Source organism: Parabacteroides chongii (genome assembly GCF_029581355.1).
Lineage (GTDB): Bacteria > Bacteroidota > Bacteroidia > Bacteroidales > Tannerellaceae > Parabacteroides > Parabacteroides chongii.
Genome location: NZ_CP120849.1, coordinates 2,730,096 through 2,755,005, shown reverse-complemented (window position 1 = coordinate 2,755,005; position 24,910 = coordinate 2,730,096). Strand labels below are relative to the sequence as shown.

Genomic DNA, 24,910 nt, shown 5'->3' with positions numbered 1-24,910 from the left:
TCCGGTTGTTTGCCGTATCAGGACGGCATCTATTTTAGTTTTCCCTTGCAGGAAAGTTGTTGCCGACAGTGTCGGCTATATTGTCGACAGCGTCAGCAATATTGTCGACGACGTCGGCAAAGCTGTCGACACTGTCGGCAACAGATTTTCTGCAAGGGAAAATAGGATTCATACGGTACTTATCTATTATTAATCAGGAGGTATCTTTACTTGATCGTTACCATAGTTGCGCCGAATCCGTACTCACGAAAAGATGCATCCTGATAATAGTGTTGTTTGTATCTCGTTTTCAACTCTTTTTCGATAGCCTTACGAAGTACTCCGTCGCCTTTACCGTGGATAAAGACAATCTTCTGTCCTTTATGATTGGCATACTTCGCCAATATTTCATGGAACTTATCTAACTGATAGGTCAGCATATCCGCATTACTCAGTCCATTCGTATTATCCAGCAGTTCGGTGATGTGCAGGTCGACTTCCAGTATAGCGCCGTCTGATTTTTTCTTCACGATAGACTGCGGAGCATGACGGTCTTCCTGAACTTTCTGATACATCGCTTCTTTCAGATCCGCTGCAGAAACAAGCAGTTCCCGCTCCGGTACATCGTTCCGGACAATTGGATAAACCATGGCATCCTCTTCAAAGAAGTCATTTTCCATAAAGCAATGTTGTTTATAGAACTTCACCGTATCGAGATGCAACTCAACAGAGATAGAGTTCTTCAACGAATAAGGTTTATCTTTCTTGAAAGCAATCAGCTGTACGCAGATACGTTCCAGATCGTTCAGATCTTCTTTGCCGAACTCTTCCAGGAAGATTTTCGTATTCGGTTCTATCAGGCCATTGTAACGGCTGATCCAGCTATTGTTATGGCGGTTCATATAGTTGAAGAACAGATAATAATTGCTGTCATTGATGAAATAGGCTTCATAACCGCTCTGCTGTATTACCTTGGTCGGTTCAAGCGGTAAATAAGCCAAATAGATATTCATCCGTTCCCCTTCGGGTGTTTCTTCAATCTTCACTTCCTCCGGCTGTGGCTTTGGAGCGGATTGTTGAACCTGTGCCTGTGGTTGTATTTTCGGACGGTTCGAGCTATGCACCTGCATTTCATTCTCACCTCCTACGACTACGCACTCACGGATCAGTGCCGGTACTTCAAACCCGTCTTCATCCTCGACCAGCACCTGGTCTTTTCCTTTAAAACTACGTACGATTCCGCCTCCTGTCGTATTCAGGAAACGGACTTTATCTCCGACTTTTACAGTATTCATCGTTTTATTATTAGTGTTATGAACACAAAAGTAATATATTTCCCACACATTTGTAGTACTTTTGCACCCGGTTCGAAAAGAACATATCCGAAAATAGAGATAGCAATGATTACAAAAACTCAACAGATAAGTATCGAAGATTATAACTATCCGTTACCTGATGAACGAATAGCGAAGTTTCCGCTGCCTAAGCGGGACGAATCCAAATTATTGCTTTACCGGGACGGGAAAGTAAGTGAGAGCGTTTTCAAGCATATTACAGATTACCTGCCGGAAGGTTCGTTGATGGTATTCAATAATACCCGCGTCATCCAGGCGCGATTGTTATTCCAGCGCGTGACGGGGGCTCAGATCGAAGTCTTCTGCCTGGATCCTGCCCTGCCGCATGATTATGAACTTATCTTCCAGGAAACGGAAGCGTGTAACTGGATTTGCCTGATCGGAAATGCGAAGAAATGGAAAGAGCCCGTTCTCTCCCGCGAGATCAGCGTTGCCGGCCAGACAGTCAGGTTATCTGCAGAAAAAGTACAAAGCTACGGAGAGACACATCAGATACGGTTCAGTTGGGACGGTGGTTTCAGCTTTGCCGAAGTGCTGGATGCGGCAGGCGAACTGCCCATACCTCCTTATCTGCATCGTAAAACGGAGGAAAGCGATCTGAAGACGTACCAGACTGTTTATTCGAAAGTCAAAGGTTCGGTAGCCGCACCGACTGCGGGGCTTCATTTCACACCGGAAGTGCTGGCGGACCTGGATACCAAAGGTTTCGGTCGCGAAGAACTGACATTGCATGTCGGAGCCGGAACATTCAAGCCGGTCAAGAGCGAAACGATCGAAGGGCATGAAATGCATACCGAATATATATCCGTACGCCGCAGTACCGTCGAACGGGTCATGCAGCACCTGGGACATATCATAGCTGTCGGAACGACTTCCGTCCGCACACTCGAAAGCCTTTATTACATAGGCGTAACGCTTGCGGCTCATCCGGGAGCAACCTCCGAAGAGTTGGTTGTCAAACAATGGATGCCGTATGAGGAAGCCAACAACCGGCTGACTACAGCGGAAGCCCTGCAGAATATACTCGATTATCTGGACAAACACCAGCTGAACACCTTGATCACGGCAACCCAGATTATCATAGCTCCGGGTTATGAGTTCAAGATCGTAAAAGGTATTGTCACCAATTTCCACCAGCCTAAAAGCACCCTGCTTCTACTGATTTCCGCGTTCGTGAAAGGAGATTGGAAAAATATCTATAACTATGCACTGGGACATGATTTCCGTTTCCTGAGTTATGGGGATAGCTCGCTGTTATTATAATAATGAATATACGGTTCAGGCAATATCCTTTCAATCCATTCGTTATTACATAGTATAAAGATTATCCGGTGATGAATAAGAAGATTACTCCCTATATATTACTGTTTTTAACCGCTTTATTGCTTTTTTCCTGCAAATCAGCCAAGCTGAGCGATGCAGAGGAGAAGCAGCGGATCGGCGAATACTTTGAGGCAGCAGCTATTTATCGGAAAGTTTATACGAAAACGTCTCCGCAGAAAAGGGACTTACGGGGATATATTGCCTACCGAATGGCTGAATGTAACCGGCTCATCAACAATACACCGAGGGCTACCAGTGCCTATATGAATGCATTACGCTATGAATATCCGGATAGTATCGTAAGCCTGCGACTGGGACAGATGTACCAGAAAACCGGCAAATATACGGATGCTATACGTTATTATAATGACTTCCTGCAACGGAACCCGGAAAGCGAACTGGCCCTTAACGGAATAAAAGGCAGTGAACTGGCTCCTGTATGGAAACAGAACCCGACCCGTTATGTCGTCAAGCGGATGGAGAAATTCAATTCCCGCCGAGGTGAATTCAGTCCGATGCTGTTCGGTGACAAATACGATCAGCTTTACTTCACCTCTTCCCGCACTCCCAAAGGGGCTAACAAAGACAAGGATGAAACGATCAGTGCCATCACCGGCATAAGAAACAACGACTTTTTCCTGGTCAAACAGGATGAACAAGGTAACTGGCTCGCCCCCATCGAACTGGAGGACGAAGTGAATACCGAATTCGACGAAGGAACACCTTCTTTCTCGAAAGACGGCAATACCATGTATTACACCTATTGCGCACAAGATCCGGAAGGACCGCGTACATCAGAAATATACATCTCTACCCGTAGCAGTGCTAAATGGGGCAAAGGGACACGTGCCACTATTGTAAAAGACTCAGTTACAGCCCTGGGGCATCCGTCTGTTTCACCTGACGGCAAATACCTGTATTATGTATCCGATGCAGTCGGAGGTTTCGGGGGAAAAGATATCTTCCGCTCCCGCCTTGTAGGTAACGATTTCGGTCCGATGGAAAATCTGGGACCGGAGATCAATACGCCCGGCGACGAAATGTTCCCGTACGTACGCGACTCCGTTACACTCTACTTCGCCTCTAACGGGCATCCGGGAATGGGCGGTCTGGATCTTTTCAAAGCGACCCAGGACAGTACAGGCAAGTGGCATGTCGAAAACCTGAAAGCACCGATCAACTCCATGGCTGACGATTTCGGCATTACATTCGAGGGAAACAAGGAAAAAGGATTCTTCAGTTCCAACCGTAACGATGCACGCGGGTACGATCATCTGTACTCGTTCGAACTTCCTACGATAACGATATTCATCGAAGGTATTGTCTTCGATGTGGATGAAAATCCGATCGAAGATGCAACCGTCCGTATTGTCGGCAAAGACGGTCTGAATGTGAAAGTTCCGGCAAAGAAAGACGGGACTTACCGGGTGGAACTGGAGCGCGACATCCGTTATGTTATGATGGCTAGTGCCCGTGGTTACCTCAACCAGAACTTCGAACTGAAAACCGGACCGGAAGAGAAGAACGAAACTTATATCGTAGACTTCTACCTCTCTCCGATCAGTAAACCGGTCGTTATCGACAATATCTTCTACGATTTCGATAAAGCGACCCTGCGCCCGGAATCACAGAAAGCACTGGATGAGATGATCAAGATGCTGAACGATAACCCGAACGTGACGATCGAGTTGGGAGCACATACCGACCGCAAAGGTAGCGACCAGTATAATGAACGCCTGGCACAACGCCGTGCCCAGTCGGTAGTGGATTACCTGATTGCAGGAGGCATCGACAAAGAACGTCTGGAAGCCAAAGGCTACGGCGAAAGCGTTCCGAAGGTCATCAACAAGAAGATGGCCAAAAGCTTCGACTTCCTGAAAGAAGGAGATGTGCTGACGGAAGAATTTATCCTGACACTGCCTCCGGAACAACAGGAAATGGCAGACCAGATAAACCGCCGCACAGAGTTTAAGGTACTCAGAACGAATTACAACCTGTTCTAAAGGTTTCGTTATTCCGTTTTGCTTTTCGCCAACACTTCGGAAAAAGAGATGGGCCAGTCAATCGCGTTCATCAACGTTTCGAAAGCCATGCGATAGTTAAGCGGAATAACCATATATTCGGAATACAGATCACATACAATCAATGCCAGCAGCATCTTGATGTTGTAATGTGTCTTTTTCAGAATAACCAGGCTTTCCAAGACGGACGTGTTCCGTGCCATTTCAAAATCCTGCTCCGTCAGGAGGAGCTTATTCTGTAACTGCTGAAAATGCGGACAATCAGCTGCGGTAGTATAGCCATCCATCCCCTCTTCAATATCCAGTAAAACCCGGCAAACAGCTATCCGTTCTCTTTCATTTGGATTCATATAGTATGATCAAGCCGCCCTGTTTCCCTTGTTTGGCATTTTATATAATAAAGAAGCGTGGAAACTGTTAATCCATTATTCGGAACTGAGGTATCGCCAAACACCCATCGAACAAATAATAAGACAACAGCCCACGCCCTATTCTATATACAGGAGTATATATAACAAGCGTGAGCGTTCAGTTGTCTATCATCTTCGTCCGACTAGAAATTTGGCGATTTTCAGTTCCAAAGATAATATCTTAAACGCTTATATGTCATCCAACTAATGAGTAGCCAAAACTCAACGGCCCGCTCATTCTTTGAATGGGACAAAGATAGCTAAAAGCAATAATATATATTCTTTGCAAAGAATTATTAACAAGAAAAAAGGCTACCCGTGCCGGATAGCCTTCCTTTTATAGCAGAATAACGATTTCCGTTGTTAATCAAATGAAATCATTCGACGGTAAATTTATAGATACATTCACTGATATACTTTTCACCAGGGTTCAGGACAACACTCGGGAAGTCTGGATGATTAGGACTATCGGGATAATGCTGTGTCTCCAGGCAGAAAGCTCCACGATGCGGATAAGTCACACCGTGCTTGCCGGTATCTTTTCCATCCATAAAATTTCCGGTATAGAACTGAATACCCGGTTCGTTGGTATATACTTCCAGGGCGATACCGCTGGTCGGAGAGTAAGCCTTGGCAGCCAGTACATTCTTGTCACCGTTTGTATTCAACACCCAGTTCAGGTCATAACCATGTCCGAACTGCAGCTGCTGGAACGAGTCGTTGATCTGTTTACCGATAGCGACCGGAGTACGCAGGTCCAGCGGAGTTTCATCAACCGGACTGATACCTACAGGGATCAGTGTGCTGTCAACCGGAGTATAGTTATCCGCATTGATCATAACCAACTGGTCCAATACATCGGAACCGGGAACACCCGAGAGATTGAAGTAACTGTGGTTTGTCAGGTTCACAACCGTTTTCTTATCCGTTGTTGCTTCATATCTGATATCGACAGCATTGTCATCCGTCAATGTATAAATAACTTTGATATTCAGATTTCCAGGAAAACCGGCTTCACCGTCCTTCGAGAGATAGGTCAGTTCCAGAGCCTGATCGTTCAGCTGTTTGGCATCCCACATACGGGCATGATATCCTTGAGCTCCGCCATGCAGACAATGCGTTCCGTCATTCTTGGGCAGTGTATATTCCGTGCCGTCCAAAGTAAACTTAGCCTGGTTGATGCGGTTTCCATAACGTCCGATCAGAGCGCCGTAGTTTCCGTCCGACTGCACATATTGGTTAATATTATCATATCCCAGCACCACATCGGTCATTTGTCCTTTCTTGTCAGGAACCATTACAGAGACTAGTCGTCCACCGTAATTCGTAATGCAAGCCTCTGCTCCGTTTTTATTCTTCAACACATACAAGGCGGTCGGCTTCCCATCCACTTCCGATACGAAATCAGACTTCATTAACCCGGAGATTGTAGCCTCTTCTCTTTTTTCGCCGCACGACAGCAATACACACATTGCCATGACAGCCATACATAGTCTTTTCATTTCAAATTGATAAATTAAAGTGTTTGTTGGATATGGATCAAATATACACTATTCCAGCCAAAATATCTTTCATCTACCGGATAATAATATCTTTTAACGTAAAAGGAGATATGCCATGTATAACATATCTCCTTTCATTCCTATTATCTATTTTCCAAATGGAAACAAGACAGAACTATTTCTTAATGATCCGAACAGTCTTCGCTTCGCCATTAGTCAATACGATACGAACCAGATAATAACCGCTACGCAACTGGCTCAGGTCGATCACCTGCTCAGGATTCTTAATAAGCTTCTGAAGTTTACCGGCTGCATCGATCACATAGATCGCATCCACAGGCATTTCAGAGACTACCGTCGCATTGTATTCTACCAGGGTCGGATACAAACCTACGCCCTGCAGGGTAATCGATTCATTACCGACCGTACCCAGCTTCACATTGAAGGTGACAGAGTCACGATGTGACAGGTGATTGGTCGATTCGGGAACTGTGATGTACAACTTGGTTATACCTTCGTTCTTACCGATCACATGCACACCTTCGATATGGTTTCTCGTACCTGCGACAGCGATGTTTTCAACCGTGTAAGCGATTGTTGCCGGAGATTCGCAGGAAGCATACAACAGAACAGAGTCGCCAACGGTGATCGATGTAGACTCGACAGACCATTCAAGACCGGCGGCTGCTTTTGCGATATTCAACTTACCAGGAACCAAAGTCACGGCATAGTTGTCTTCTTCAGAGCTCAGACAGTCGATGATAAGGTCGTAAGAGCCTGCGTTGACTGGGTTAACCTTGGTCTTCACTGTGTAGATGAAGTTGAGGGCATCCGGGTTGTCGTTGCCTACGAAGCCGGTGTATACCGGTTTCAGTTCAGGTATTTCATCACCGTAAACGATATCTACCGTACCGGCACTGATTGTCAGTGTAGCTTTCGAAACAGTCAGGGTTCCGGTTCCGCCTACCAGGGTGTAGTTGTCGCCCGGATCGCCACCTTCGACATACAGGGTATAATTTCCTGCGCCGGTTATTGTTCCTGCCACTTTTACGGTAGGAGCAGAAGCGGCTTTGAAGTCGTCGCTGCCGATAAATCCGGAATAGGTATATTCGAATGATTCAGGGATTGCTTCACCGAATGCAACCAGGGCATCTTTCGGTTTCACGATTACTTCGCGCGGTTTGATCTGCATCTTTTCTTTGCGGACAAGCAGGTCGGAACCGTTATGTTTCACGAAGATGGAGATGTTGTAGATACCAGCTGCAACCGGCAGTTCAGGATCACCGTTGTAAGTAATGATCGGAGTATATGTCTGGATACCCTTGAGGTCGGTCAGCTTCACATCGGCTTCTTTGCCGGTTCCGTCGTAATCGAATACCATGTTACCCAGGATCACGTTGAAGTCTGCTTCATTCTTCAGACGCAAAACTTTGAATACTTCCGACTTCAAGGCTTCTTCCTGTCCGGACTCTGCATTGTAGCGGGCAGTGATCGTTACGCCTTCGTCGCCCGTCAATGCTTTCGCTCGCAGATACCAGATGCTTTCTACCTTTTCCACCTGGATCAAAGCCGGGTTGGATGATTCGTAAACGATCTGGGAGCCTTCGGCTATTACGGTCGATCCCTGTTTAACAACTGCATTCAGACGTACAAGGTCGCCCACGATCAGTTCGTTCTGTATCGGAGTCCAAACCATCACATAGCTATTATCCGGATATACCTGATAACGGGCTTTGCCTACGATGGTGATTTCGTAGTTCGGATTTACCTTGTTGAGTTCGGTAATACCTGTCAGTTCGTATGTTCCTACCGGCAGAATACCTTCCGGACGGTTGTTGATAACCAGGTTCTTGATACGGTTGCCGACAGCAACGGTAGCCGTAGAGTCGAGGCTGTTGGCCGATTCATCCAATTTGAAGCCTTCGTAAGAGATAAACTCTTTCTGGACTTCCGCTTTGTTGAACTCAGGATCAGCCGAACCGAATGCTCTCTTGATGGTATCCAGACGGATAATCAATGGAGCTTTGGCAACTTCGAGACGTACACTGTCGTTCGTCATTGTGCCCGGAACCAGTGTGTTCATAATCAGCTTATAGTTACGATCCTTTGCCACGTACGGCGGTTGGATTGTTTTATCTTCGATAATGACCTTGATATGCAGGGTGTCGTTGTAAGAACCTGCGTGCAGGGTATTATCGGCAGCAACCGGCTTAACGACTACTTTCGGCATGAAGTCGATAATGTCGTCAGGAGTAGTTGTTGTCTGATATTTAACATCGAAGCTGGCGAGGCCGCGTTTCTTTTCGGCATCGTTCGGTTCGAAAGTCCAGGTCGTATCTTTATCGGCTTCACCATATATACGGTCTACGATCACTTTCCAGATGGCCAGCGGACGCTGGTTGATCAGGAAGGTTCCGTCTACTGTTTTGAAAGCGTAGTTCAGAGAAGATACTTTGTCTGCATTGTCTACCTTGGCGACATACAGGCTGTCTTCTTTCTGGTTCGGTTTCTCACGCTTCAGGTTTACTTCGGTCTTTTCGGTAGCCTTGCGTCCTTCATAATCGAAGTATCCGGCAAGCGGAGCCACTTTGAAACCTCTGTCGCCTTCGGCCGTTGCGGAGATATAATTTACTGCCTCAACTGCTTTCGAGAAAGCATACGAAGGAGCACTACCTTCTTCCAGACGTTTAGTCAAATAGAAATAACCATCCGGATTAGGTTCACCATACACCTTATGCATCACCTTAACCGGCTTTTCGTTGATAACGACTTCTGCTTCTGCCGGGAATACGGTGATAGTGATTGTGTCTTTCTTCACTTCGTATTTACCGGCGGTGATTGCCTGGATATCATAGTTAGAAAGAGTGGTTGCAACCGTGTTAGCTGCATTTGCATTCAACTCATAACTATAAGTTCCTACATCACTTTTGGTTGCGCCCAATGCACCGGAAACTGCTGTATGAGTAACCGGCAATTTGATATTACCGAACAAAGCCTCCAGTGTTTGGTCGTTCTTCAAAGTTCCGTCTGTGATAAGAAGTTCTTTTCCGGAGATATTCTTCACATTTGCATCGTCATACAAACGGGCACTGTCGGGGACAGCCAAGGTAAGAGGGGCTTGCTTAACTGTCAGCAACCCTCTACCATCGGGCCAGGCATCCGACCAAACCTGCAAGTTCAGTGTATAGTTGGCAGCTTGTCCCCCGCTCATACCGATTACAAATGTACCGGGAACCGAGTTTTTATCTGCTCCGCCATACGTAACGTCCGGTAAGACATTCACTTGCGAATTGGTAAAGATCGCTTCCGTATCGCCATTCACAAAACCACTGAACACAAAGTCTTTGGCAGACCAGGGCGTAGCCGGGTTCTCATCACCGTAGAAACGGCTGGTGTCGCGGGCTGCGATATTCAATGTAGCCGGGTTCACCGTTAAAGGCTGGCTGGTAAAAGCACCGGCCCGGTTACTGACAAAGAATACTACATTCGGATTGTTATTATACTGGAAATATTCAGTCAGGTTATCGGATACGAAACCTAATGTCTCGCCACCGCTCACTGTCGGAGTAGCCGAAAACTTCAGGATGTCGATCGCCTGTGCCGGAGACTTGAATGATACTCCGGAGCCAACACTTCCATATTCACTTCCATCCCCATTCACATAGAAATAGTTGAAACTGGCTCCATCGATACCCGCGGCAGCCGTACTCAGGTTGTCACCATAAGTCATCGGCAGCGGAGTATTCGTATTGAAGCTTACGTACACAGTATCGGGTACAGTCGTTTGCGCCTGCATGATACCGCCTGAAACAAGCATCAGGGGAAGCAGCATAAGCTGCTTCCTCGATGTGAATATTGATTTAATATATTTCTTCATACTAAATTAGTTTTACAGGTTACTTCTTAATGATCTTCACTGATTTGAACGTTCCGTCTTCCAATGTTACATTGAGCAGATAGATGCCTGATCCAAATGTCGACAGATCAATAACAGATCCCGGTTTGCGAATAACTGTCTGTAATGTTCCGTTCATCGACAGCAGTTCTACCTGCTTGATTTCAGACGGAGCAGCCACTGTGACAGTGTTGGTAAACAGTCTCGGATATACATCGATCTGGTCTGCAACGACGAGGTTTTCATTGCCTACCGACAGATATTCATCGTCCACAAGGAATGTTATCACCACAGGTTCAGCAGCGTTGTAGTTTTTATTACCATGCTGCATAGCTGTAACCGTTACCGTACCGGAAGTAACCGGAGTCAGTATCCATGCGTCGCCGATCTGATTTACATAAGCAACCGCGTCGTTAGACGAATTGAATGTAACCGGAAGTTTACTTGAAGCAGTAGCCGTAAGAACCACATCACCACCTTCTACGTCTATTGTAGTTTCCGGGCTCCAGCTTATCTTCTGTGAAGCAGCCTGCAGGTTGTATTTACCGTCTACATAAGAAACTTCGTAGTTATCAGATGTATAATTATCAGAGAAAGTGATCGGGTAAACACCTGCATCCGATGTACGTGTTACAGTCGAACTGATACGCGGAGCGAAACCGAGGTCTTTCAGCGTTTCACCGTTCACGAAGCCGGTAGCCGTGTAGGTCAGTTCTTCCAGATCCTTACCATAAACAGTTTCTTTGTCATCAGCCTGGATAGTCACGGCAGCCTTACTGACATTCAACAGTCCGGACACATAAGTAATCACATAGTTACGACCGAAGTCCTGAGCAGAATACGGAGTCAGCTTATATGAGCCGGCTTTACCGTTGTATCCTATCAGACGAACAACCGGAGCCTGGCCAACCAGGAAGTCTTCGCCGTTCAGGAAGTCACTCTTGTTATAATCGTATGCATTTGCGTAAGCGGGTTGTTCGCTACCGTACCGGATATTGAAGCTGCGGGCTGTTACCACAACCGGCTTCGGAGCGATCACCATCTTGTTCTTAGCGGTGTAAGAATAAGTGACGGAACCGAGCGTTGCCTTCACCGTTACAGTATATACACCGGCGTCTGTCGGAGCGTCCTGGGTAGACGGATACAGGGTCGGAACAGAACCTAACTGGTCGCCTTCGTAATAGATGCTGAAGTCTTTCACTGCCTCACCTGTTTCCACGTCGGTTACCTTTACGCTTACTGCTCTCGGGTTGCTGTCGTAAATGCTGGTCACATTAGAGATGATTACATTTACTTTGGCTGCATCACCTTCCGGAGCGATTACTTTGATCGTTCCGGTTACAGGAGTGGCATCTTCGTAGGTATCATCGCCATCGGCAAATACTGTGATGGTCACATAGTTGTCACCTTCCGTACGTACATTACCGGTTATAGCATAAACGCCTCTTGCTGTTTCAGACAGGATCACACGTTCGCGATCGTTGCCCGACAGTTCGTAACGGATATCGTAGATAGACGGTTTACCGTCGGCTTCCGATTTCAGGTAAGCTGATAACTCAACTGTTTCACCTACCGGGATTACCAGGTTGCGCTGATCTTCCGGCCAGATGATTGTACGGCGGATCTTATCGATCGACAAGGTTCCGTTTTCGTGAGTTACCGTATAATTACGTGCTTCCCCTTTTACCGTGAAGTAGATATCGTATGTACCACGTGAGTCGGATCTCGCATCTGTCGCGATCTTCGGCATCACAGAGAATACATCCGCCAGGTTTTCATATTCATTATTCTTCAAACCGATGTATTCGATTTCGAGATCCGGATTACCACCACCGTAAGGACGGTTGTAGCTCTTCGCACGTACGGTCAGCGGAGCCGGCGTTACCGTCAGGCCTGCGTTGATAAGCGTAGCAGCGGAGATATCGAAGTTCGGAAGCAGGGCTGCGATCCGGGTAGCGGCCGAAGATGTAAAGCGCAACTCGTATGTGCCGACGTCTGTCTTCTTGTTAACGCCCGACAGGTCGAGCCAGCTTGTACGGTTTACTTTATCTGCATTCAGCAATTGGGTGATCTCTGCCTGGAAGGCTTCGGATAAGTTACCCGAAACTTCTGCATATACATCAGCATCTGCTGCCTCTTCGCCATATTCGCGTGTAACGGATACTTTAACCGTTAAGTCGGTTGCCGTCAGCGGAGCCGGGGTAACAGATACTTTAGCCTCCGTTTCGCTTGCCACGAACTTAACGCCGATAACCGGAGTAAACAGTTCTTTCACCCTTGCTTCGATTGCACGGATCTGGTAGTCGCCTACCGGAGCGGTAGCTTCATAAACGTCAGTATCGAGCGGATCTACCGTTTCAAACAGGTCGATCACATTCTTTTCTGCCAGCAGTTTAGCTGCGGTCAGCTTCGGTTCTGTGGCAAATACAAGTTTCGCATTCAGATCGGTATCTTTAGTAACGACCGTGCCGTACACTTTTGTATAAGCATCTTTAGCCGCTTTCACTTCTACTGTTGCCGGAGTCACCTTCAGGTTAGCCAAGTCGGCATCCAACTGGATTTCGAAGTTACCGATAGCTGCTTTCAATGTCGAAGCGTCTACGATACGAAGTTTATAATTACCCTGGGTAACATTGTTCTTTACAGAGTCGACCAGGACACTGTTCAATGTATTACCGTGGAACTGAAGTTTATTGTTACGGTACAATGCCCAATGTAACTTATTGTTCTTGAACAACTGGTTCCAGCGTGCAGCTGTCATGGCCGGTGTCGGATTCTCCGGATCTTCCTTTATAGAAATCAAGGTAAATCCATAATCGTCACTTGCCAGTGTCAGGTTGGTCAGCTCATATACCGGTTTACCGGCAACGATCGTCCAGACACCTTCGAGCTTTTCTTCGTTGAATGTCACAACGACACCCGGAGCAACCACCTTCACTGCGTTGACAGCAGTAACGACATTCGTACCCGGTCCGTCAGTCACTTCAGCACCTTCGATCTGATAAACGAAAATATAATCGGCTGAGGTCAGTTCAACGGTATAGTTGTAGTCACCGATTACAGGATTATTTTTATCCAATTGCGCCTTGGTAGTAACCAGGCTGACTGCCAACGTATAATCACTCTTGATCTTCGCACCATTCAAAGCAACGATATCATCGTAGATCATTTGCTCGATCTCTGCCTTTGTCGCTTTACCGAATGTAAATGCAGCTTTCGCGGCTGTTTCTTCTTCGGCTGTAGCGGCCAGATAAGTAGGCAGTGTGATAGTCAGTTTACGCTGACCGATCTGAACAGAGTTCTGTACATTATGGAAGTTACTGCCGAATTGGTTGTCAAGCAGGAAGTTCGACAACAGGTTCGCATCAAGTACATCTACCCTGTAACCGTAATCACCGTTCTTCGGCAACGTTTCTGTTTCTTCTGCTGAACAATCAGCACTAGTCAACATAACCTTGAACAGGTCTGCCGGATTTTCGAAGCAGGTATATGCACTTAACAGACCTTCGTTAGCTGCCAGGAACTGACTGAGGATGTCAGCTTCGATAGCCACTTTACGTTTTCCATAACGATATGTAATATCTGTCGGGAATGTAAAGACAACCGGAGCCTGACCGACAACCAATGTCTTCGGACCTGCTTCTCTTATTTCGATATTATCCGTTACCTTTTGAACGAATGCTACCGAATAAGTATAGGTCCCGGCAACGGTTGTTCCTTCTTCTTCTATATTATTGATAGTAACTGTAAAGCTCTTCAGAGGTTTAACACCTGTCTTAGCTACCAGTTCGAAAAATTCTTCATTAGCCGGATCTTCCAGCACTGCTTTCTTTACGGAGTCAAGTAAAGCGACTTTCGTATTGATGTCATTATAAGTGACATTCACTTCCGGTAAAGTAAGCGTACGTTTTGCTTTTACTATACGGAGAGCCAATTTGGCAATCACATCGTTACCGTTCACTGTCAGGTGGATACTGGACGGTGCCGTATAATTTAATGTATAGTATTCGGAGAACTGGGTATTAGCGCCAGCAACCACTTCGTAACCATACAGGTCGGATACCTGCGGATAACTTTCGCCGGCAATACGTACCGGAACGTCTCCTGTAGAAGTTTCGTTGTTGATCAGATATGTTTTCACACCCCAGTTATTCAGGTCAGGAACTGTTACGCGGTCTGCACCCGGAGTCAGCCTGAAGTCATTCAACAAGTCTTGTGCATACTCGTCGGCAGTCTGTCCGAACGGACGTTCCCACAGAGGCAGTTGTACATTGATCGGAAGCGGGTATTCCGCCAACGACTGACCGTTGTCGGTTAATCGTACCGAGCGAAGATAAGTTGCCGTTGTATAACCTCCCCATTCTATCGGAATAATAAGACCTCCGTCTTCATTAGATACTTCGATCTTCCGGATATTGTCATTCGGATTGAATACGACAGTATACGAATAAAGATCTCTGCCGATGGCAGGTACTAATGTTACGCTGGAGATATAAGCCCCCTTCATATCCGGATTCTTCAAAAGCAGGTCAGCCAGGATCGCTTTTGCGATCATATCGTCGGATGCGCCTTCTTTCTTGAACTCATACTTATACAGTTTCACTTTTGCGATCGGACGCGGAGTGATGTTTACAGTACCTTCAAATGTAGTCGAGCTATGCGGCTGTCCGTTCACGGTTACTTCCGAGAAGAGAACATCCAGGTCAGCACTTAACGTTACCCGGTAGGTAGCCGTACCCATATTTTCCGTGATCCGGTTATTGGTGATCTGTACATTCGTTATATACTCTGCAATAAACGGATTTGCCAGATAGATGAAGTCCCGTACTTTATCTGCTACTTGTGTACGCGTCATGCCTTTCACATATTGAACGGTATATTCGCCGAATGTGAAGTCGATAGCCGGACGAGGAACGATAGCGATACTCTTTGAGTAAGTGATTTCAATAGTCGTACCTTTATCAACCACGTTGATCCGTTGGTTGGCCGGTGTTTCTATTTCCTGCAAAGTTGCACTCTTGGTGATAATGATCTTATAGCCGAACGAATCGTCTGTTTCTGCGATTGCATTCTTATTGCTCAGGTCATTATTGATCAGGCGAACAATGAATGTTTCATTTCCTAATACACCTGCATTACGAACCAGTAAGTCGCTCTTGATACGGCGGATGACCGCATTCGGAAGCATATCTTTTTCGTAGTCGATCTGATAGTTGCCCGGATAAGCCAAAGAATGGGTTGTAGGCAATGTAGTTACGAACAACAGTGAATTTTTGAACGAACAAACATTACCGTTGACAGTCAGGTTTGTAGAAGCTACATTACCATTCGTTACAAAAGTCAAACCGGTCTTTGTCAGATCTCCTTGTACGGTTACCTTATAACCCAACAGGCTATTGTCCGGCATAGAAGAAGAAACCGTACCGTCGGTGATATCCACCTTCGGAACAAGGTTCTGGTCGACCATATCCGGATTGATATCCTGGATCAGTTGTTTCAGCATCGTTGCCATTGCAGCATTATCGTTATAGCCGCCAATACGGATCGGACTGGAAATGAAGTCCGGCAGTTTTACTGTCAACGTATTCTTTTCAACCGAAATCGCATTTACGATATCATAACTATGCTTTGTTGTATTGAAGTTGATCGTAGCACCTCCAACACTGGCCGACACATTATTTCCTTTACCATAATTCGGCAGAAGCACGACGCGATAGCTATATACAGCTCCCGGGACCAGTTTGCCCGCTGTTACTTCATTGCTGAAATTGGCATCGGAATAGACCTTTATCTCTGAGATAAAGTCGGAAGGATTAATGTTGTTATTGATCTGATTCTTCGCTCTGATCAGATTCGTGTTTGCAGCCATCTTGCCCAGGCCGCCTACTCCTTCTGCAAATACAGGGAATATGGTATTATTGATCGGTTTCTCTTTTACTTTCAGCTTTGCTGTAGAAATGTAAGAACCGATAGCTTGTTGGGTACAGTTACTCAGAGAGGGAGCATAGGCAAACTGTTCAGTCGGCGGGAACGTAACCACTACGTCATATTCTCCCGCTTCCAGACTATTATTGCCTGTATATTGTATCTCTAAACCATCTTTAACCAGGAAAACCGAAGCATCAGTAATCGATACCCCGGACATACCTAATACCTGTATTTTGGTATTCAGGTCACTGATAGGCGTTCCATACACATAATTACCCCAGTTTGCTGGGAAATTCAGATTACCGACAGCCTGGCGGGCCTTGATCTCGATAGCATTAGACACGGCAATATTCACAGTATTACCAGTTAATTGAATCGAAGTTGGAGAAATCAGGTCATCACCGACTGTTCGCCTAAAAGCAAAGTCACCGGAACTTCCAGATATATTAAAGGTATAACTAAAGGAGTTAACACCTAATTCAGCAGGAGGGAGAGTTCCATTATTTCTCTGAACTACAACCTCCGAAATGATCGCTGTTCCACTAACAGCATCCTGCAATAAACTTTGGATATGGGATTCCAGCTGCACTTTATTAGCATATTCCGTTCCTTGATAAAACGACAGGACATCTTTTACGGGGACATAAATGTCTGCTGCAACTGCTTGTGTGATATACCCTCCCAATAATAGTACGAATATAAGTAGTCGCCTACTCACATCGATTAAGTATACTTTGTTCATACGCAATTATTTTAATTTGTTTATACTTCAATCAATAGACAGTAAGTGCTTATAACCAAGTCTGCATAAAACATAATACAAACCCTGACAAATAGACTCCGCCAGGGTTTGTATCCGCTTTCATTCTTCACAGAGCTAAGGCGGAAGAATTTATATTTCATTACTTTAGTATTAATACCCGCCTTTTCGCCTTCGCAGGTTAATTGGTGTCAGGTAGAGACGCTGCAAGCAACGTCTCTACATCCGCCACGCGGCTATTAGAAATTATTGATTATAAACTTCTTTATATCAATAGTTATTCATGTCTTACTTAACGACTGCCTTAACAATTGTTCCGTCTTCCAAAGCTACAACCACGATTCCTGCAGGAGCGTTGAATGTAACATTGTCAGAAGTGATCGTTGTGTTGGCAACGGTCTGACCTAATACATTACTGATGACAACTTTCTTGTTAGCAGCATTCAGGATCGTTACCTTACCCTGGCCACCCAGAACTGTTACGTCAGTTGTATTGATAGATTCGTTAGAAACCGGCTTATGTTCGTCAGCTTCATCGAAGTAGATGTCACCAGTAGAGGTAGCAGTCTTAGATGTTGCGAAGTCATAGAAGTCTTCTGACGGAATCATTTCTTCACCACCGACACACTCGTTGAATGCACGAACACGTGCAGTGTAAGCAGTCTGCGGGATCAGGTTATGAACAGCTATCGATGTTGCAGTTGCAGCAACCTTGAACGATTCTTCACCGTCGAAGTTGATATCATCCTGCCATTCGTAATAAGCCGTAGGCAATGAACCTACTTCAGTTCTCCAGTCACCTGTATTGAAGTCACCACCATTAATAGGCATACCCTGTACCGGTTTTCTTACCATCCATGTTGCAGGAGTATCGAACAGATAAATGTCGATCTGATGAGCGTCTGTCTGGAATCCTTCCATCAGGCGGATTGTATATTTAACAGGTTTCGTGATGTCTGTAGTCAGATCCATGTTGTCCATCTGATGGGCAATCGGAGCATAACCCCAGTTTCTGTCGATCGGTTGCGTATTACCTTGCAGTTCGAAGTTGTCTACACTTACCTTAGTTACCTCCTTCTTAGGTGCACCTGCAGCATCCGTATATTCTTTAGTTACTTCCAACCAGTAGTTAACTTTATTATCACGGTGGATCACATCGCCTGTTGCGTTGAACAATTCAACCCAGATAGTCTTGCTTGCATCGTCAGCACGTACTTCAGACATGAATACATCTTCAGAAGTATACTTCGGAGTGAAGCGACCTACAGCTACCTGATAGTACTGAGCACCCGGAGTTGCTGTCCATTTGATGCGAGCATCGCTACCACCAACGTCACCCGGTTCCATATCTTTGATATACGGCATTTCAAGACCGGCAGTGAATGCCAGCGGCAGATCCTGCTGAACGTCACATACTGCAGCCAGAGAAAGTTTATTCTCTACGTCACACAGATCTTCTACATTCGGAGTTGCACGAATATCGATCTTGGCAGCTACGTCACCACGAAGAACATTCTTAACCAGTTCGCCGGCAGCACCTGTATAGATATAAGGAGCTTCCTCAACTGTACCAGCCAGTTCCATTGATTTTTCACGGATGAACAGTTTCACTTCTTTTGATTTATTTGTTCCGAATGTGAACAAGTCAGAAGCGCTCAACAAGTTGATTTCCTGTTCAACCTTAGGATCCGTATCGTTCACAGTAGTACCGTAATGAGGCAGGTCACGACCCTGGATATAGAATACCGAGTCTTTAGAAGCACCACCATTTACAACACCGAACTGGAATGCATCGATTCTGTTCTTACCAGCAGCATCAGAGCTATACCATACTTCAGGAACTTTCACGTCACCCTTGATAGTAGCTGTCAGCGTATCGGTAATATTAACACCGTAAGGAGCCCAGATACCGAAGTGTTTCCACTTTTCATCTTCAAATGTCAAATTATGTTTGTAATCATCCAGGTCGAAGAAGTACACGCGGTTCCATCTTTCAACGTCAGAAGCATGCTGTTGCGGAGCCAGACGGATAGAGTCTTTCGCATAGTAGCGAGCCCACATACCTTTTTCAGCACCACTTGTAATTGTATCGATAGTCATTGCAATGCCATCGCGATCTTTCGGATCGAACTTAGCAGAAACAAGAGCCAATACTTCACCGTATTTGTTCGGAGAGATCTGAACTGTCGTACCTACTGTATCCACTTTACCATAAGGTTCGCCATTGAGGTCGGCAAGAACTGTTACTTCATAATCGAAAGCACCTTTCTTGTTAGAGAATACATCCATATCAACCGGCTCAGTAATGTTCAAACCGGAAATGATGAACTGACCGTCGCGTACCGGATAGCAAGTATTTACATAACGAGTCTTGTAATCCTTACGGAAGATTTCGTTATAGATCAGGTTCGGAGCAGGAACCCAGTTGCCTTCAGAGCTACCTATGCTACTACTATAGTTTGCATTCGGATAACCGCCACTACCGCAGTCATTGCAAGAACCGAACTGCTGAGTCAGGAATGAATAAAAGCTTGTATATGAACCGATGATCTTATCCGCATTCATTGTTGTTGTCAAACCTCTGTCGGTAGTACCGAATGTATAAAATTCGTTCCAACCTTTCTTGTTAGAAGCAGTTACACCGAACTGAGCTACGTGATTGAATACGTTAGGAGTGCCTTCGAAGCAGCAATAATCCCAATATTCTTTTTCAATCGGAAGCAGGTTCACGTCGTTGTAAGGTACATATTTAACAGTCATATCAAGACCGTTTTCTTCTACGTACTGTACTGCATAGTCGTTATCCAGGTCTACCTTGTAGATCAAAGTATCACCTATGCTCATACCGATAAATTTGCCGAATGTAGCACCGCTATATTCTTCGATCGGTTTTTCCTGAGTACCTTTCTTCACATATACTTTCGCAAAGTCAAGGCTTTCACCTGTGAACATGAACGCATTTGTATGATAAACTGCATCGTCGAAGCTTTCGCCTTTAGAGAACTGTTCTTTGAAGACCTTGATAGAAGCAACTTTTCCACCAGGAACATCCGGTTTCAAACCTGTTGCGAAGATCTTAACAGTGTGAGGTCTTGACTCATATTTGTAGTTATCCCATTCGTCGTAAGGAGCGAAGAAGAAATCTTTGCGGTCGATACGTTCGAAATATTTCAGGAATTCAGAGCTAAGAACACCCATAGCGTGGCTTAACAGAGACTGGTCAGTATCCTGGAACCATACGAATGTATTGTTACCGAAGACCTTGATCGGACCTGAATAAACTGCACCACCTACCTTATCCATCAGATCCTGACCGGTGTAAGTATAAGTCGTATTAGCCAATACTTCTCCATTTTCAAAATATCTTGCGATAGAAGCATCGTAAGTCAGAGCCGGATTGATAGTATATGTTTCATTTACATATTTAGACTCGTCGTCGCCGATGTTTACATCACCACGGTGATATTTGAAGATAGCGTTAACGCTAACGATGTTCGGATAAATATTACCTGAACAGTCGATAACTTTTACTCTTGCATGAGTACCAACCACTTCCGGTTCATCTTCAATGCAGCATTCCGGACAACCATGTTCTTCCAACCATGCAGCATAATCAGTATAGCTATGTCCCTGAACTGTCATCGGCAGATAACGACCTGGTACATAAGTAGAGTCTTTCTTATTATCATCATCAAGGAAGACGATCTTCCAACCCTTGATATTTACATCGTCATCGTAACGATCGGTTGAATGTCTAGGAGCTTTTGTCCGGTTAACCAGCAATAATTCACCATAATGCATTTCATCCATGTAACGACCGTTGTCGAATGAATTGAAATAAGGCAGGTTCTTGAAGCTAACTTTTGCAGTCTTGAAATCCAGATATTCGTCGAAGTGCAGATCGTTCAATTCGTTATATTCAGGAACAGAAGTAGCCTGAAGTGCATAACGAGCTGTATCTGAAGCTTCAGCTGTGATAGTAGACCAAATATAGTTAGATTTTTCAAATGCTTTTACTTCTTGAGGAGCGAAGTAATAAGTGAAACGAGCACTTGATTTGCAATCGCGATCGTCAGTAGCATCTGTCTGAACGAAGAATTCACGAGGGATCAGATAAGTAACTTTCTTATCTACACCCGGTGTACCTTTTCTAACAATTTTGTTAGGTGAATCAGTAGCCAGTTCATCTAAAGATACCCAACCCTCAACTTTCGACATATCGCCTATCTGAGAGATTTCCATCTTATCAACGATAAACGGATACTCAACATTCAGTTCATAATATGCCAACTCTTCTTTCGGAGCCTGAGTTTGATCGATAAAGGCCAGAACATCGCGAGTCGCACTACTACCGAAAGTGGCAGTATATTCATTGTTAGACTTGCTGTTCTTATACAATGTATTCCACAATTCAACAGTAGTTGTCAATGTATCAGGAGCGCAAGAAGTATTACGTCCGGCACCAGCTTCAAATATCTTTGTATTTGCAGCACCGAAAGCAACGCTCGGACGATTGAACGCCAATCTTGCATTTGTGAATACTGTCAACGGTTCTGTGTTCTTTGAACCTGTAGATTCAACTGCATCATCAGCAACCGATTTAGCACCTCTAAACATAACAATAATCATCTTGTTGTCCAAAGAGCCCTGCTGCCATGAACCAGGATTCGTATTATCGGCATCAGAAACATGCGCTTTAATATGATGCGTATGGGCTGTTGCTATTTCATGGTTATTAGCTGTGAAAATTGCACGGTCGCTAACCATCTGACCAACAAGCTCTCCTGACAGATCATAAACATATACGTCATACGTCCAGTCGATCTTACGGTTTACCAGGTCCGTATTACCAAAAGCACGAATATCCATTTCAACGCTTTCAACACCTGTCAAGCCTTTTGTGCTATACAGGAAGTCTACACGTGAACTGGCTGTCTGGTTCTGATAAATACCTAATCCGGTATTGCCTTTGTCATCTGTAAATTTCAGATATTCGGCCGTATTCATTTCTTCGTGATTCTTAATATCCGAATAAGCCATCTCCAGATACTTTCCGGTGAAAGGCTTCAGATAGTTAGGAGTATCACTTGCATCCAGATTGAAGAAGGTTACGAAAACGCCGTTCATCAAACCTGCATTCATTTTTGTGAAGTCGATCATCGACTCATAGTTGCCGTAAGAAGTCGAATTAGCTTCCCAATGATCGTGAACATTCACCTTGTCAATCGGTTTCAAATGAATCGAGCCTTCAATAAGGTCCGTCTCATCATTCCACGCGCTTTCAGTGTTCACTACTTCATACCATTTAGCCTTAATATTGGTATAGTCCGAATCTGCCGCATTCAGCACCGGAGACAAACCATAAAAGGCCATAGCACATAAAAGAGCGGCCGACCCGCCTTTTACCAAAGTACTTTTTCTCATACGTAAAACATTTAATTAATAAAATTATGATCTATACTCAAATTGATTATTTTCCTCTCATTTAGCCTCTCTCTGCTCATTTCAGCCGCCTAAACCCGTAGGACACAAGAAAAAGCATTTTAACGGAACTGTTAAATGCCTGTATATCGGCATCCTTTTTGCCCGACGATTCCCGATATGACGAGCTAAAACGTTCCTTTTTTCTAGTCAGTCGTTTAAGATTCTTTTACTTTTGTAACAAGAAGTGGCTATTTTGTCCTTATTTCCATATCGTACTGATAAGAAAGCAGATAGAAAAGTGAAAAAAGTTCTGAAAAGGGTTGCAGGTTCGAAAGGAATGCGTATTTTTGCTGAACGAAAAAAAGGAACGTTTTTTTTAGTCATTCGAAATCGGGCATCCGCCTTTGATATTTATTCCATACCAAGAATTTAGTCTATTTATTTGCATATCTTTTTTTGTGGTCGATCCAGGCTCCGGAAGCGCATTAAACTAACGTACGCGTACTTTAATATTAATAAATATATATCCAAAATTACCCATTCCCCTTAATTGTATAATATAATTTTTTCAGCTTTTATATAAACGTAAGATACACACTACTCCCCATCCCCTGATTATCATTTTATCACTAGCCGGGCGGCTAAATCAGACTAGTATACCATATAAATGATATTACCCTACCAGACAATATTTTTTACCTATCATTTAGCCTATCAAAAACGTCCGTCTCATTACAATGTGTAAACGGATGAAAAGGCATTTTAAAACATACCTGTTGTTTAATACAAATCCCTTTCGTATTTTTGTAAGCTACTAGAGAGATAAAAATGAAACAATATTTAGAATTGCTGGATCGCGTATTGGCCGAAGGTGTCAGGAAGGAAGACCGTACCGGGACCGGTACACAAAGTGTTTTCGGCCACCAGATGCGATTCAATCTGGAAGAGGGATTCCCTCTGCTTACAACGAAGAAACTGCATCTGAAGTCGATCATATACGAACTGCTCTGGTTCCTGCAGGGAGATACGAATGCGAAGTATCTGCAGGAACATGGCGTGCGTATCTGGAACGAATGGGCAGACCCTGACGGAAACCTGGGACATATCTACGGTTTCCAGTGGCGCTCATGGCCGGACTACAAGGGAGGTTCCATCGATCAGATCAGTGAAGCTGTCGACACGATCAAACATAATCCGGATTCCCGACGGATCATTGTCAGTGCCTGGAATGTGGGTGACCTGGAAAACATGAACCTTCCGCCGTGTCATGCGTTCTTCCAGTTTTATGTGGCAAACGGACGGCTGAGCCTGCAAATGTATCAGCGCAGTGCCGACATATTCCTGGGCGTACCTTTCAATATTGCTTCCTACGCACTGTTACTGCAGATGATGGCACAGGTTACAGGACTGAAGGCCGGAGATTTCGTTCATACGCTGGGCGATGCACATATCTACAGCAACCACATTGAACAGGTAAAACTACAGCTTACCCGCGAACCACGTCCTCTCCCCCGGATGGAAATTAATCCGGACGTAAAAAGCATCTTCGATTTCAAATTTGAAGATTTCAACCTGACCGGCTACGACCCGCATCCTCATATCAAAGGGGAAGTGGCGGTCTGAACAATTGACAATGGAGAATAGACAATTAAAGAGATAGAGAGTATAAACAGACTATATAAATTGATAAGTTTATGAGTACAATTTCAATCATTGCCGCAATTGCAGAGAACAACGCGATTGGTAAAAACAACAAGTTGTTATGGCGTCTGCCAGCCGACATGCGACGTTTCAAAGACTTGACCACCGGCCATGCCGTGATCATGGGACGTAAAACATTCGAATCTCTGCCTAAAGGACCGCTTCCCAACCGGAAGAACGTGATCCTGACTACTATGCCGGAAGCAGGTTTTGTAAACTGCTTTGCCTGCGAATCAATGGGCGCTGCATTGGATATCTGCGAAAAAGAAGATGAAATATTCATCCTTGGCGGCGCTTTGGTATATCGTCAGGCGTTACGTATCGCAGACAAGATGTACATCACACGCGTACACGGAGAGTTTAAGGATGCCGATACATTTTTCCCTGTCGTAAACTGGGATATGTGGGAAGAGGTGGAACGCCAGGAATTTCCGGCTGATGCCAAACATGCTTATCCGTATACATTCCTTACTTATCACCGTAAGAAATAATTTAATATCTTTCAGGGCTTATGGGTTTATCTAATAGCAGACGGTCTGATCGTCTGCTATTAGATAAACCCATTTTCTTTGATGTATCCCATACTGAAGTTTACACCTTATTAACAATAGG

11 protein-coding genes are annotated in these 24,910 nt (G+C 44.9%); 4 read left to right on the top strand and 7 right to left on the bottom strand.

All coding sequences use genetic code 11. From position 1 onward, the window contains the following. Positions 1 to 34: 34 nt before the first annotated feature. Together P3L47_RS10280 and P3L47_RS10275 are read right to left on the bottom strand one after the other, a co-directional pair. Entirely contained in the window at positions 35 to 172 is a 138-nt protein-coding gene (locus P3L47_RS10280; RefSeq protein ID WP_277783542.1) for a hypothetical protein, read from the bottom strand. Between the two features lie 34 nt (positions 173 to 206). Then, positions 207 to 1,274 (bottom strand): DUF2027 domain-containing protein, encoded by a 1,068-nt coding sequence (locus P3L47_RS10275; protein ID WP_277783541.1) that lies wholly within the window; start codon positions 1,272 to 1,274, stop codon positions 207 to 209. Positions 1,275 to 1,379: 105 nt separating this feature from the next. On the opposite strand from P3L47_RS10275, the gene P3L47_RS10270 reads away from it, so the two are divergent. Next, complete coding sequence (locus P3L47_RS10270; protein ID WP_277783540.1) at positions 1,380 to 2,597, top strand: S-adenosylmethionine:tRNA ribosyltransferase-isomerase; 1,218 nt, start codon at positions 1,380 to 1,382, stop codon at positions 2,595 to 2,597. 71 nt (positions 2,598 to 2,668) lie between these two features. After that, positions 2,669 to 4,660, top strand: coding sequence for a PorE family type IX secretion system protein (gene porE / locus P3L47_RS10265; protein ID WP_122361029.1), 1,992 nt, complete (start codon positions 2,669 to 2,671; stop codon positions 4,658 to 4,660). A gap of 8 nt (positions 4,661 to 4,668) precedes the next feature. Here the strand turns inward: porE and P3L47_RS10260 are convergent, their stop codons facing one another. From P3L47_RS10260 to P3L47_RS10240, 5 genes are all read right to left on the bottom strand, one after another. Beyond that, a complete protein-coding gene (locus tag P3L47_RS10260) occupies positions 4,669 to 5,028 on the bottom strand; it encodes a hypothetical protein (RefSeq protein ID WP_277783539.1) in 360 nt (119 codons plus the stop codon). Positions 5,029 to 5,465: 437 nt separating this feature from the next. Further along, positions 5,466 to 6,590, bottom strand: coding sequence for an aldose epimerase family protein (locus P3L47_RS10255; RefSeq protein WP_277783538.1), 1,125 nt, complete (start codon positions 6,588 to 6,590; stop codon positions 5,466 to 5,468). Positions 6,591 to 6,765: 175 nt separating this feature from the next. Continuing rightward, a complete protein-coding gene (locus P3L47_RS10250; protein WP_277783537.1) occupies positions 6,766 to 10,467 on the bottom strand; it encodes an MBG domain-containing protein in 3,702 nt (1,233 codons plus the stop codon). A 19-nt stretch (positions 10,468 to 10,486) separates the two neighbouring features. Beyond that, entirely contained in the window at positions 10,487 to 17,155 is a 6,669-nt protein-coding gene (locus P3L47_RS10245; protein ID WP_277783536.1) for an MBG domain-containing protein, read from the bottom strand. A 306-nt stretch (positions 17,156 to 17,461) separates the two neighbouring features. After that, complete coding sequence (locus tag P3L47_RS10240; protein ID WP_277783535.1) at positions 17,462 to 22,597, bottom strand: DUF6383 domain-containing protein; 5,136 nt, start codon at positions 22,595 to 22,597, stop codon at positions 17,462 to 17,464. A gap of 828 nt (positions 22,598 to 23,425) precedes the next feature. Between P3L47_RS10240 and P3L47_RS10235 the strand changes: the two genes are divergently transcribed. Continuing rightward, entirely contained in the window at positions 23,426 to 24,220 is a 795-nt protein-coding gene (locus P3L47_RS10235; protein WP_122361035.1) for a thymidylate synthase, read from the top strand. Between the two features lie 71 nt (positions 24,221 to 24,291). Beyond that, the gene (locus tag P3L47_RS10230) at positions 24,292 to 24,789 is read left to right on the top strand and encodes a dihydrofolate reductase (RefSeq protein ID WP_122361036.1); all 498 of its coding nucleotides are present in this window, start codon (positions 24,292 to 24,294) and stop codon (positions 24,787 to 24,789) included. The last annotated feature ends 121 nt before the right edge of the window (positions 24,790 to 24,910 follow it).

Bases quoted from the DNA above. Each gene is read 5' to 3' on its own strand.
- P3L47_RS10280 (WP_277783542.1), bottom strand. From the start codon at position 172: ATGAATCCTATTTTCCCTTGCAGAAAATCTGTTGCCGACAGTGTCGAC.
- P3L47_RS10275 (WP_277783541.1), bottom strand. From the start codon at position 1,274: ATGAATACTGTAAAAGTCGGAGATAAAGTCCGTTTCCTGAATACGACA.
- P3L47_RS10270 (WP_277783540.1), top strand. From the start codon at position 1,380: ATGATTACAAAAACTCAACAGATAAGTATCGAAGATTATAACTATCCG.
- porE (WP_122361029.1), top strand. From the start codon at position 2,669: ATGAATAAGAAGATTACTCCCTATATATTACTGTTTTTAACCGCTTTA.
- P3L47_RS10260 (WP_277783539.1), bottom strand. From the start codon at position 5,028: ATGAATCCAAATGAAAGAGAACGGATAGCTGTTTGCCGGGTTTTACTG.
- P3L47_RS10255 (WP_277783538.1), bottom strand. From the start codon at position 6,590: ATGAAAAGACTATGTATGGCTGTCATGGCAATGTGTGTATTGCTGTCG.
- P3L47_RS10250 (WP_277783537.1), bottom strand. From the start codon at position 10,467: ATGAAGAAATATATTAAATCAATATTCACATCGAGGAAGCAGCTTATG.
- P3L47_RS10245 (WP_277783536.1), bottom strand. From the start codon at position 17,155: ATGAACAAAGTATACTTAATCGATGTGAGTAGGCGACTACTTATATTC.
- P3L47_RS10240 (WP_277783535.1), bottom strand. From the start codon at position 22,597: ATGAGAAAAAGTACTTTGGTAAAAGGCGGGTCGGCCGCTCTTTTATGT.
- P3L47_RS10235 (WP_122361035.1), top strand. From the start codon at position 23,426: ATGAAACAATATTTAGAATTGCTGGATCGCGTATTGGCCGAAGGTGTC.
- P3L47_RS10230 (WP_122361036.1), top strand. From the start codon at position 24,292: ATGAGTACAATTTCAATCATTGCCGCAATTGCAGAGAACAACGCGATT.